We start from the raw sequence: 11,979 nt of genomic DNA on the forward strand, positions 1-11,979 counted from the left end.
GCCGTGATGCAGCCGCGTAGCTCGCGGAGAGCTAGCCGACGGTCGCCGTCTTGATGGTGACCGGCTCCTTCGGCTTGCCGCCGTCGGCGCTCCCGTCGGGCCCCTTTTCGGTGGGGATCTTCGAGATGGCGTCGAGGGTCTTCATGCCGCTCTCGTCGAGGTGGCCGACGACGGCGAAGTCCGGCGTGAGTTGCGAGTCGGCCCAGACGATGAAGAACTGGGCGGCCCCGGTGTTGGCGCGTCCGAGCATCGCGTTGTTGGAGTTCGCGATCGCGACGGTGCCGCGGGGGTAGACGACCGGGCCGGACCCGCCGAGCATTGGGTTGTTCTGCGCGCCGTCGACGGCCTTGAGGTTGGTGGGCGACTCGTCCGGGCTGGTCCAGCCGGGTCCGCCCATGCCGGTGCCGGTGGGGTCGCCGCACTGCAGCACCTTGAGGTTCTGGCTCCGGGTGAGGCGGTGGCAGTCGGTTCCGTTGTAGTAGCCGGCCTTGACCAGCGACTGGATCGCCGCCGAGTTGCACGGTGCCGAGGCGTGATCGAGGGTGATGGGCAGGTCGCCGCGGTTGGTCTGCAGGTTCATCGGCGTGGTCGAGCCGACGGGCCACAGGCCGGTCTTGACGTAGCGGTGCGAGCCGGGGAAGGGGAGCGGCACATTCGACGAGGGCTGCGGAGCCGAGCGCTCCTTGGGCACCCCCGCGGCCAGCGCGTCCATGTACTTGGCCGCCTCGGCGCGCCGCTCCGGCGGCTGCTCGTTGACGATCTTGTCGCGACCCTTGACCGTGTCGGCCAGCGTGTTCTGCGGCTTGCCCCACTGGCAGGTGACGGTCCCGACGAAGGTGTGGGCGAGCCAGGCGACCGTCAACGCGATCACCAGCGTCACCACGGTCACGATCGACACGGCGATGTTGCGGTTGCGGCGACGGCGGGCCCGTTCGCTTTCCAGGCGCGCCTCGAGCTTGCGCTTCGCGGCCGTGCGGCGGTCCTCGTTACTGGTCAATGACTCGTCACTGCTGGTCACGTGCGGCAACTCTCCTCGGGAGGGGTCGTAGGTCTTGTGCCATAGTGCCAGCAATCCGTCCCCGGCGGCGACACCGGGTCGGCGGGCGGCGTCGCGCAGGGCGTGATTTCTGCGAGAATGGCGATCATGCTGATCACCGGTTTCCCCGCTGGCATGTTCCAGACGAACTGCTACATCGTGTCCGGCGACGCCGTTGCCGGCGGCTCGGGCGGCGACGCGGTCGTCATCGACCCGGGGCAGGAATCCGCAGCGCAGGTGCAGAAGTTGTGTGCCGAGCACGGGTTGACGCCGGTCGCGGTCCTCCTGACCCACGGGCATCTCGACCACACGTGGAACGCCGCCCAGGTGTGCGAGGAGTACGGGATTCCGTGCTACATCCATCCCGCGGACCGTCCGATGCTCACCGACCCGTCCAAGGGGATCGGCAAGACCCTGGGCGCGGTCGTCGGCGTGTTGACCTTCCACGAGCCGGAGAAGGTCGTCGAGTTCGGCGACGAGGACGAGGTCGAGTTGGCGGGGCTGAGGTTCTCGGTCGAACTCGCTCCCGGCCATACCCAGGGCTCGGTGCTGCTCGGGCTGGACGTGCCGCTCGACGATGCCGCCGCGGAGGGCGGTGCCGACGCCGGGTCGGCGCGGGTGGTCTTTTCCGGCGACGTATTGTTCCAGGGGTCGATCGGGCGCACCGATCTGCCCGGCGGGGACCACCAGCAGCTGCTGGACTCGATCGCGGCGCGGTTGCTCCCGCTGCCCGACGACACGCTGGTGCTGCCGGGCCATGGGCCGCAGACGACGATCGGCACCGAACGCGCGAACAACCCGTTTCTGGCCGGTCTCGGCGGGCACGAGGGTGGAGCGCAAGGACCTTCGAAAGGACGTTACGGACTGTGAGCGAGTTTCAGGCGCCGCGCGGAATCCCGGACTACTACCCGCCGCGCTCGGCCGACTTCACGCGCGTCCGCAACACCCTGACCGCGGCGGCCGCCCTGGCCGGATACGGCCACATCGAGCTCCCGGTGTTCGAGGACACCGCGCTGTTCGCGCGGGGGGTGGGTGAGTCGACCGACGTCGTCTCGAAGGAGATGTACACCTTCGCCGACCGCGGGGACCGCAGCGTGACGCTGCGCCCGGAGGGGACGGCCGGTGTCATGCGCACGGTGATCCAGCACGGACTGGACCGTGGTCAACTCCCGGTGAAGCTCTGCTACAGCGGCCCCTTCTTCCGATACGAGAAGCCGCAGGAGGGGCGTTACCGCCAACTGCAGCAGGTCGGGGTCGAGGCCATCGGTGTCGACGACCCGGCCATCGACGCCGAGGTCATCGCCGTCGCCGACGAGGGCTTCCGGCGCTTGGGCCTCACCGGCTACCGCCTCGAACTGTCGTCGCTCGGCACCGCAGCGGACCGTCCCGGCTATCGCAAGCTCCTGCAGGACTTCCTCGACGGACTCGACCTCGACGAGGCGACGCGGGCGCGCGCCGCGATCAACCCGCTGCGCGTGCTCGACGACAAGCGGCCCGAGGTGCGCGAGATGACCGCGGCGGCGCCGTTGCTCCTCGATCACCTGTCCGAGGAGTCGGCGGAGCATTTCGCGGCCGTGCGGGAGCACCTGGACCGGTTGGGCGTCGCCTACGTGATCAATCCGCGATTGGTGCGCGGCCTGGACTACTACACCAAGACGACCTTCGAATTCGTCCACGACGGTCTCGGCGCCCAGTCGGGGATCGGCGGAGGCGGCCGCTACGACGGCCTGATGCGCCAGCTGGGCGGCAAACAGGACCTGTCCGGAATCGGGTTCGGTATCGGCGTGGACCGCACGGTGCTGGCCCTGCGCGCGGAGGGCGTCGCCGAGGAGGAGCCGGCGCGGTGCCGCGTCTTCGGCGTCCCGATGGGGGCCGCGGCCAAGAGTGAACTCGTCGTGATCGCCGCCAAGCTGCGGGCGGCGGGCATCGCCGTCGACCTCGCCTACGGCGATCGGGGGATCAAGGGGGCGATGAAGGCAGCGGACCGGTCCGGCGCCACTTTCGCCCTGGTGCTGGGCGAACGCGAACTCGCCGAGGGCGGCGTCGAAGTCAAGAACCTGACCGACGGCACCCAGGAGCGGGTGTCGTTGTCGAACGTGGTCGAGGAGATCCGGCTCCTCGTCGCCGAGTCCGAGCGGGCCTGACCCGGATCATCCGTCCGAATCGGCCCGCCCGGCGGCTCGCTTACAGCGAATTGGTGGCGAAGGTGTCGCAGCGGCGCGGATCACCGGACTGGTATCCGGTCATGAACCAGCGCGAGCGTTGCTCGGCCGAGCCGTGGGTCCAACCCTCCGGATTCGAGTGCGAGCCCTGGATCGTGTCGTCGCCGATCGCCTTGGCGGTCTGGATCACCGAGGCGATCTGGTCCTGGCTGATCGGGGCGAGCATCGCATCCGGTCCCTTGTCCGCGTGCGCCGCCCAGACGCCGGCGAGGCAATCGGCCTGCAGCTCGATCCGCACCGAACCGTCGTTGCCCATGCGGTTGCCCTTGCGGAGCACCCCGGTCAGGTTCTCCACGTGGTGGCCGTACTCGTGGGCCACAACGTAGCTCTGTGCGAGGGGGCCGTTGCTGCCGCCCATCCGCTTGAGCGTCGTGAAGAAGGACGGATCGAAGTAGGCGGTCTGGTCGGCCGGGCAGTAGAACGGGCCCATCCCCGACGAGGCCGCGCCGCAACCGGTGTTCACCGCGCCGCTGAAGATCTTGGTGCGGGGCTCGGTGTAGCCGGGCAGCAGTTTCGCCCACACCTTGTTCACGCTGTCCACGGTGGCAACGATGCGGCAGATGTCGTCGGAGTTGGCCATCTCGATGGTGCAGTTCTGGATGTGCTGCGCGATCGCGTCGTTGGCCGGGTTCGTTGCCGGACCGACGCCGCTGCCGGTCTCGCCCAGGAGGTTACCGGGGTTGACGCCGAGGAACAGGGCGATGAGGGCGATGATCAGACCGGCACCGCCGCCCATCGCGATCCGCCCGCCGCCGCCACCGCCCATGCCGCCACCGAGGCCGCCCAAACCGCCGCCCGAACCCCCGCTGGAGACCGTCGAGGTGTCGAGCGGGCCGCTGCCTTGGAAAGTCATTGTTCTCCTGTCATTGCAGTCAGTGGATTCCAGCATATTCGGCGCAACGCGCATCGGCGACGTTTCCCCGCGTGTACGACGCCGGACGCGGGTCGGTGCGGCCGGGGCCGTAGACTCGGACGTCGATTCGAATTGATTCCGCCCGGCCCCGCGGCCGGGTGATGGACCACGACCGTTGGAGGGACCCAAGTGCTGCGCACCCATCTCGCAGGATCACTGCGCCGAGAGTCGGCCGGCGAGACCGTCACGGTCGCCGGCTGGGTGGCACGCCGTCGCGACCACGGCGGTGTGGTGTTCATCGATCTGCGCGACGCCTCCGGCCTGGTCCAGGTCGTCTTCCGCGACGACGCGGTCGCCGCCGCCGCGCACCGCCTGCGCTCGGAGTTCTGCATCGCGGTCACCGGCGTGGTGGAGGTGCGCCCGGAGGGGTCGGAGAACCCGAACCTCGCCTCGGGCGCGGTGGAGATCAACGCCGCCCGCCTGGAGGTGCTCAACGAGTCGGCGCCGCTGCCGTTCCAGCTCGACGAGCAGCCCGGCGAGGAGGTGCGCCTGCGCTACCGCTACCTGGATCTGCGGCGCGACGACCCGGCCGCGGCGATCCGGCTGCGCTCGGCCGCCAGTGCCGCGGCCCGCGGCGTGTTGTCGGCCAACGACTTCGTCGAGATCGAGACGCCGACGTTGACGCGGTCCACCCCGGAGGGCGCCCGTGACTTCCTGGTCCCCGCGCGGTTGCAACCGGGCACGTTCTACGCCCTCCCGCAGAGCCCGCAGCTGTTCAAACAGCTGCTGATGGTCGCCGGGATGGAGCGCTACTACCAGATCGCGCGCTGCTACCGCGACGAGGATTTCCGCGCCGACCGGCAGCCCGAGTTCACCCAGCTCGACATCGAGATGAGTTTCGTCGACGAGGACGACGTCATCGCGCTGGCCGAGCAGATCCTGGTCGCCCTGTGGCGCCTCATCGGCGTCGAGATCACCACGCCGATCCCGCGGATGACCTATGCGGACGCGTTGCGGCGCTTCGGCTCCGACAAGCCGGACCTGCGGTTCGACCTGGAACTCGTCGAATGCGCCGAGTTCTTCTCCGACACCCCGTTCCGCGTCTTCCAGGCGCCGTATGTCGGCGCCGTCGTCATGCCGGGCGGTGCCGGGCAGCCGCGTCGCACACTCGACGCCTGGCAGGAGTGGGCCAAGCAACGCGGCGCGAAGGGGCTCGCCTACGTCCTGGTCGGCGAGGACGGCGAACTCGGCGGGCCGGTCGCCAAGAACCTCTCCGACGCCGAGCGGGCCGGATTGGCCGAGCACGTCGGCGCGAAGCCGGGGGATTGCGTGTTCTTCGCCGCCGGACCCGCGAAGGCACAGCGGGCCCTGCTGGGCGCTGCGCGAGTCGAGATCGCCACGCGGCTGGGGTTGATCCCCGCCCCGGGCGACGCGGTGGATCCCGCCACGGCCGACTGGGCGTTCACCTGGGTGGTCGACGCGCCGCTGTTCGAGCCGGCCGACGACGCCACCGCCGCCGGCGACGTCGCCGTCGGATCGGGCAGTTGGACCGCGGTCCACCACGCGTTCACCTCGCCGAAGCCGGAGTCCCTGGACGACCTCGAGGCCGATCCGGGCGCGGCGCTGGCCTTCGCCTACGACATCGTGTGCAACGGCAACGAGATCGGCGGCGGATCGATCCGCATCCATCGCCGCGACGTGCAGGAGCGGGTCTTCGCGATCATGGGGATCAGCCACGACGAGGCGCAGGAGAAGTTCGGCTTCCTGCTCGACGCCTTCGCCTTCGGCGCCCCGCCGCACGGCGGCATCGCCTTCGGGTGGGACCGGATCACCGCGCTCCTGGCCGGCGAGTCGTCGATCCGCGAGGTCATCGCCTTCCCGAAGTCCGGTGGTGGCGTTGACCCGCTGACCGCCGCGCCTGCCCCGATCACCGCAGCACAGCGCAAGGAGTCGGGCATCGACGCGAAACCGGACGCCCCGAAAGCCGAGTCGAAGGCTTCGGGGTCGTCAGGGCAGTGACGCGAGCAGGTATCGCGGGTACGTTGGATGCATCATGACGGCCATCGTTGAAAGTCCGATCGACGGCGCATTGACCACCGCGGAGAGCGTGCTGTCGGCGCGAGCCGGAACACCGGTGGCACTGTCGGACCCCGAGGATCTGGGGGGCAGTGGGCGCAGCATCGTCGTGCGCGCGCGGGTCTCGAAGAACCCGGTTTCCACGCACCGCACCCTGGTGATCAAATCGCTTGGCGCCGAAGACGATCCGGAATCCTTCCATCGCGAGGTGGCCGCGTATCAGTACGCGACGGCGCTTCCGAGCGAGAGCCGTCCCGGACCGCAGCTGATCGCGCACGACCCGGTTCGGCGCGTCATCGTGCTGTCCGACCTGGGCACCGGGGCGGCGATGACCGACCTGCTCGGGGGCACCGACACCGAAGAGGTGTCGCGCGCCGTCAGCGCCTGGGGGCAGGCGCTGGGCCGCATGCACGCGGCCACCGTCGGCGGTGAAGAGGACTTCAACGCGCTGCTGCGCCGATCGCACGCCCGCTCCTTCGAAGGCGTGCCGACCCGGTGGGCCAAGCGGGTCGTCGCCGAACTTCCCGGCGTGGCGCGGTCCCTGCGCGTCGAGGTGCCCGAATCGGTGTCCCACCGGTTGGCGACCGCCGTCGGACTGTTCGCCGAGGGGGAGTTCCGCGCGTTCAGCCCCTCCGACGTCGGGCCGGAGAACATTCTGATCAACGCCGACGGCGTCCGGTTCATGGACTACGAGTGGGGCGGATTCCGCGACGCGGTGCTCGACGTCGCCTACGGCCTGGTCACCTTCGGTGAACACCTCGGTCCGCGTTCGGCCGCGGTGCGCGCCGAGTTGGAGACCGCACTGGTCGACGCCTGGCGCTCGGAGGCCGAGTCGATGTGGCCGGCGCTGGGCGACGACCGCGCCGTCGCCGACCTCATCGCGTCCGCGCGACTGCTGTGGGTGTGGTGCTCGACCGTCGTATTCGTCGGTGCCTCCGACAGCGGGCCGACCGATGCCGCCGAGGAGAGCATGCTCTCCCACGACTGGGCGATCACCACGGCCGATCCGGTGGTGGCCTGCCAGCGATGGGACGAACTCGCCGTCGCGAGCGAGCGCCTGGCCGGCGACAACCCGCGGATGGCCGAGCTGGCCGCGTTCAGCGGAGCATTCGCCGCGGCGCTGCGGCGGGACTGGCTCTCCTAGCGCGCCCAGACGATGGACCACCTGTTCGAGTCGGAGACCGAGGCGTCGCAACACGCCCCGCCCGCGCCCGCTGCCTCCGCACCGCTGGCGGTGCGGATGCGGCCGCAGACCCTCGACGACGTCGTCGGCCAGGAACACCTGCTGCGGCCCGGCTCGCCGCTGCACCGGCTGGTCGAGGGCTCCGGGGCGGCGTCGGTGCTGCTCTACGGACCGCCCGGCACCGGCAAGACGACGATGGCCTCGTTGATCTCCCGCGCCACCGGCGGACGGTTCGAGGCGCTCTCGGCGCTCTCGGCCGGTGTGAAGGAGGTGCGGGCCGTCATCGACCTGGCCCGTCGCCGTTTGATCGCCGGTGAGCAGACCGTGCTGTTCATCGACGAGGTCCACCGGTTCTCCAAGAACCAGCAGGACGCCCTGCTCGACGCGGTGGAGAACCGGATCGTCCTGTTGGTCGCGGCCACCACGGAGAACCCGTCGTTCTCGGTGGTCGCGCCGTTGCTGTCGCGATCGTTGGTCCTGGCCCTGCAGCCGCTGTCGGAGGCGGAGATCGGCACGGTCATCGACCGGGCGGTCGCCGCACCGCAGGGCTTGGCGGGCCGGGTGCGCCTCGACGATCAGGCGCGCGACCACTTGATCGCCGTGGCCGGCGGGGATGCGCGCCGCGCCCTCACCGCGTTGGAGGCGGCTGCCGCCGGGGTCCTCGCGGGCATGCCGTCGGAAGTGTCGGACGAGCCGGATGCCGAGCCCGCCGCACTGCGGGTCGCCGACGTCGAGGCGGCGATCGACCAGGCCGCGGTGCGCTACGACCGGGACGGCGATCAGCACTATGACGTCGTCAGTGCGTTCATCAAGTCCATCCGCGGCTCCGACGTGGATGCCGCGCTGCACTATCTCGCGCGGATGATCACCGCGGGGGAGGACCCCCGGTTCATCGCGCGGCGGTTGATGATCCACGCCAGCGAGGACATCGGGATGGCCGATCCCACCGCGCTGACGGCGGCGGTGAACGCCGCCCAGGTCGTCGCGCTGGTCGGCCTGCCCGAGGCGAGACTCGCCCTGGCGCAGGCGACCATCCACCTGGCGACCGCGCCGAAGTCCAACGGGGTCGTGGCCGCCATCGGGGCGGCGATGGCCGACATCTCCGCCGGTCGGATCGGGTCGGTGCCGTCACATCTGCGCGACGGACACTATGCGGGCGCCAAGGATCTCGGCCACGCGGTCGGCTACCGGTATCCGCACGACGACCCGGACGGGGTGGTGGCCCAGCAGTATCCGCCCGACGAGTTGGTGGGCGTCGACTATTACGCGCCGACCGGCCGCGGCACCGAACAGCAGCTGTCGGCCCGGGTGCCCCGCCTGCGGGCGATCATCCGCCGCCTGCGCCCCTGATCGCCGCCGCTAGACTTGATCCCCGGGGTCGCGCCGACCCCGAGTTCCGCTCCGCCCGACGAAGGACACCCCAGCAGTGCAGACGCACGAGATCCGCAAGCGATTCCTGGACCATTTCATCGCATCCGGCCACACCGAGGTCCCGAGTGCGCCCCTGGTCCTCGACGACCCGAATCTGATGTTCGTCAACGCGGGCATGGTGCCGTTCAAGCCCTACTTCCTGGGCGAGCAGACCCCGCCCTTCGCGCGGGCGACCAGCGTGCAGAAGTGCGTGCGGACCCTCGACATCGAGGAAGTCGGCATCACCACGCGCCACAACACCTTCTTCCAGATGGCGGGCAACTTCTCCTTCGGCGACTACTTCAAGCGAGAGGCCATCGAGTTCGCCTGGTCGCTGCTCACCAGCCCGGTCGCCGACGGCGGCTACGGGATCGACCCGGGCCGCCTCTGGCCGACCGTCTACCTCGACGACGACGAGGCCGAGTCGATCTGGCGCGACGAGATCGGCGTGCCCGCCGAGCGGATCCAGCGCCGCGGGCGCAAGGACAACTACTGGTCGATGGGCGTTCCCGGGCCGTGCGGGCCCTGTTCGGAGATCTTCTACGACCGGGGCCCCGAGTACGGGCAGGAGGGCGGTCCCGAGGTCGACGAGGACCGCTACATCGAGATCTGGAATCTCGTCTTCATGCAGAACGAGCGCGGTGAGGGCGGCGCGAAGGAGGACTACGAGATCCTCGGTCCGCTGCCCAAGCGCAACATCGACACCGGCATGGGCATCGAGCGCGTCGCCTGCATCCTGCAGGGCGTCGACAACGTCTACGAGACCGATCTGCTCAAGCCGATCATCGACCGCGCCGTCGAACTGACCGGCCGCGCCTACGGGGCGGGCGGGGAGACCGGTGCATCCGACGACGTGAAATTCCGCGTCATCGCCGATCACACGAGGACCGCCGCGATGCTGATCGGCGACGGCGTGCTGCCGGGCAACGAGGGACGCGGATACGTGCTGCGCCGATTGCTGCGCAGGATCGTCCGATCGGCCCGCCTGCTGGGCGCCACCGGCCCGACGATGGGCGCCTTCGTCGACACCGCGGTCGACGTGATGGCGCCGTCGTACCCGGAACTCGCCGGGGCGCGGGAGCGGATCCGCACCGTCGCGGTCGGCGAGGAGGAGACCTTCGCGAAGACGCTGTCGGCGGGCTCGGCCTTGTTCGCCGATGCCGCGGCCGAGACCAAGGCGGCCAGTAGCGACCGGATCAGCGGCGCGGCCGCCTTCACCCTGCACGACACCTACGGCTTCCCGATCGACCTCACCCTGGAGATGGCGGCCGAGGCCGGGCTGGCGGTCGATTCCGACGGTTTCGCCGAACTCATGGCACAGCAGCGCAAGCGGGCCAAGGAGGACGCGAACGCGCGCAAGACCGGCCACGCCGATCTCTCCGTGTACCGGGAGTTCATCGACGCCCACCCGACGACCTTCGTCGGGTTCGACGAACTGGTCAGCGAGGCCCGGGTGCTGGCCGTCGTCTCGGCGGGCAGTCGCGTGGGCCGCGCCGGTGCGGGAACCGAGGTCGAGATCGTGCTGGACCGCACGCCGCTGTACGCCGAGGGCGGCGGTCAGTTGGCCGACATCGGCACGATCACCACCAGTTCCGGCGTCCGGGTGGCCGTCTCCGACGTCCAGAAGGCCGGCAAGTCGGTGTGGCTGCACCGCGGCGTCGTCGAGACGGGTGAGATCGCCGAGGGCGACGAGGTCATCGCCTCGGTCGATCCCCAGTGGCGCCACGGCGCCACGCAGGGGCACTCGGGCACCCACATGGTGCATGCCGCGCTGCGCCAGGTGCTCGGTCCGACGGCGACCCAGGCCGGTTCGTTGAACAAACCCGGCTACCTGCGCTTCGACTTCCATGCGAATGGTCCGTTGAGCGAGGAACAGCGTCACGAGATCGAGGAGATCTCCAACGGCGCGGTCGAGGCCAACTATCCGGTCAACACCTTCGAGACCGGTTTCGACGAGGCCAAGGCGATGGGTGCGATGGCGCTCTTCGGCGAGAACTACGGCGACGTGGTCCGCGTCGTGGAGATCGGCGGCCCGTTCTCGATGGAACTGTGCGGCGGAACCCACGTCGGGACGTCGTCGCAGATCGGGCCGATCACGCTGATCGGCGAGTCCTCGGTCGGATCGGGGATCCGGCGCGTCGAGGCCTACGTCGGCATGGACTCCTTCCGCCACCTGTCCACCGAGCGCGCCCTGCTCGCGGGTCTCGCTTCCTCGCTCAAGGTGCCCAGTGCCGAGGTCCCCGGTCGCGTGGAGCAATTGGTGACCCGGTTGCGCGACGCCGAGCGCGAGGTGGCCCGGTTGCGCGCCGAGCAGGCCAGGGCGGCAACGTCGGACCTGCTCGACTCGGCCCAGCAGGTGGCCGGCGTCGACGTGATCGGCGGCCGGATCGCCGACGGACTCGACGCCAACGAGCTGCGCGAGCTGGCCGCGGACCTGCGGAGCCGGGCCCGCTCGGACAAGGCCGTCGTGGTCCTGTTCTCGGCGAGCCCGGGCGAGGACGGGGCGGCGGACAAGGTCCCCTTCGTCATCGCGACGACGCCGGGTGCGCGCGATGCGGGCGTGGGCGCGGGGGTGCTGGTCAAGGAAATCGCCCCGCTGGTCGGCGGGCGCGGCGGCGGCAAGCCGGATCTGGCGCAGGGCGCCGGAACCGACGCCGACGGCATCTCGGCCGCGATGGCGAAGATCACCGGACTGCTGGCGGATCGCTGATGGCGCACCCGGGCGGGCGCAGAATCGGGATCGATGTCGGCACCGTCCGCGTCGGGGTCGCGGTCTGCGATCCCGACGGCATCCTGGCCACGCCGGTCGAGACGGTGGCCCGCGCGGGCAAAGGGGGACGCCCGAGCAGCGCCGACGACGAGGCGGCCATCGCCCGGCTCGCCGATCTGGTGGCCGAGTACGAGGCGGTCGCCGTGATCGTCGGACTGCCGCGCGATCTGCGCGGGGAGGAGGCGCTCGCCGCGCAGGCGGTCCGCGCATTCGCCGACAAACTCGCACGCGCGATCGCTCCGGTGCCGCTCGAGTTCGTCGACGAACGCATGACGACGGTCGCCGCCAGCCGGTCCCTGCGCGCGGCGGGGCGGGATTCACGCGGCGCGCGCGGTGTCATAGATCAAGCCGCGGCGGTGGCGATTCTGCAAGGATGGTTGGATGGCGTCCGGTAGTCGCCGGATCAGACATAGGTGAGCAGTCGCGGCC

9 protein-coding genes are annotated in these 11,979 nt (G+C 70.3%); 7 read left to right on the forward strand and 2 right to left on the reverse strand.

Annotated features, from left to right (window positions below):
* Window positions 1–31 precede the first annotated feature (31 nt).
* Window positions 32–1,018 (reverse strand): peptidylprolyl isomerase, encoded by a 987-nt coding sequence (locus HUN08_RS08720; RefSeq protein ID WP_301546951.1) that lies wholly within the window; start codon window positions 1,016–1,018, stop codon window positions 32–34.
* Between the two features lie 126 nt (window positions 1,019–1,144).
* Here HUN08_RS08720 and HUN08_RS08725 point away from each other — a divergent pair, with 126 nt between their 5' ends.
* The gene (locus tag HUN08_RS08725) at window positions 1,145–1,906 is read left to right on the forward strand and encodes an MBL fold metallo-hydrolase (protein WP_124246339.1); all 762 of its coding nucleotides are present in this window, start codon (window positions 1,145–1,147) and stop codon (window positions 1,904–1,906) included.
* Window positions 1,903–3,180: a histidine--tRNA ligase gene (gene hisS / locus HUN08_RS08730; protein WP_124246340.1), complete on the forward strand. Its 1,278-nt coding sequence runs from the start codon at window positions 1,903–1,905 to the stop codon at window positions 3,178–3,180. The genes HUN08_RS08725 and hisS overlap by 4 nt, the downstream gene beginning before the upstream one ends.
* A 40-nt stretch (window positions 3,181–3,220) precedes the next feature.
* On the opposite strand, the gene HUN08_RS08735 is transcribed toward hisS, so the two are convergent.
* The gene (locus HUN08_RS08735) at window positions 3,221–4,111 is read right to left on the reverse strand and encodes a neutral zinc metallopeptidase (RefSeq protein WP_124246341.1); all 891 of its coding nucleotides are present in this window, start codon (window positions 4,109–4,111) and stop codon (window positions 3,221–3,223) included.
* A 189-nt stretch (window positions 4,112–4,300) separates the two neighbouring features.
* On the opposite strand from HUN08_RS08735, the gene aspS reads away from it, so the two are divergent.
* The 5 genes from aspS (at window position 4,301) to ruvX (ending at window position 11,945) form a co-directional block, all read left to right on the forward strand.
* A complete protein-coding gene (gene aspS / locus HUN08_RS08740; protein ID WP_124246342.1) occupies window positions 4,301–6,130 on the forward strand; it encodes an aspartate--tRNA ligase in 1,830 nt (609 codons plus the stop codon).
* 34 nt (window positions 6,131–6,164) lie between these two features.
* Window positions 6,165–7,331, forward strand: a complete 1,167-nt coding sequence (locus HUN08_RS08745) for a hypothetical protein (RefSeq protein ID WP_124246343.1) — start codon at window positions 6,165–6,167, stop codon at window positions 7,329–7,331.
* Window positions 7,332–7,343: 12 nt separating this feature from the next.
* Window positions 7,344–8,720 carry a replication-associated recombination protein A gene (locus tag HUN08_RS08750; RefSeq protein ID WP_124246344.1) on the forward strand — a complete coding sequence of 459 codons (1,377 nt, stop codon included), beginning with the start codon at window positions 7,344–7,346 and terminating at the stop codon, window positions 8,718–8,720.
* 76 nt (window positions 8,721–8,796) lie between these two features.
* A complete protein-coding gene (gene alaS, locus HUN08_RS08755) occupies window positions 8,797–11,490 on the forward strand; it encodes an alanine--tRNA ligase (RefSeq protein WP_124246345.1) in 2,694 nt (897 codons plus the stop codon).
* Window positions 11,490–11,945: a Holliday junction resolvase RuvX gene (gene ruvX, locus HUN08_RS08760; protein ID WP_124246346.1), complete on the forward strand. Its 456-nt coding sequence runs from the start codon at window positions 11,490–11,492 to the stop codon at window positions 11,943–11,945. Before alaS ends, ruvX begins: the two co-directional genes overlap by 1 nt.
* Window positions 11,946–11,979: the final 34 nt, after the last annotated feature.

Source organism: Gordonia sp. X0973 (assembly GCF_013348785.1).
GTDB lineage: Bacteria > Actinomycetota > Actinomycetes > Mycobacteriales > Mycobacteriaceae > Gordonia.

Excerpts from the sequence above, each read along its gene's own strand:
- HUN08_RS08725 (WP_124246339.1), top strand. The coding sequence starts at position 1,145 with ATGCTGATCACCGGTTTCCCCGCTGGCATGTTCCAGACGAACTGCTAC.
- HUN08_RS08735 (WP_124246341.1), bottom strand. The coding sequence starts at position 4,111 with ATGACTTTCCAAGGCAGCGGCCCGCTCGACACCTCGACGGTCTCCAGC.
- HUN08_RS08745 (WP_124246343.1), top strand. The coding sequence starts at position 6,165 with ATGACGGCCATCGTTGAAAGTCCGATCGACGGCGCATTGACCACCGCG.
- HUN08_RS08750 (WP_124246344.1), top strand. The coding sequence starts at position 7,344 with ATGGACCACCTGTTCGAGTCGGAGACCGAGGCGTCGCAACACGCCCCG.
- ruvX (WP_124246346.1), top strand. The coding sequence starts at position 11,490 with ATGGCGCACCCGGGCGGGCGCAGAATCGGGATCGATGTCGGCACCGTC.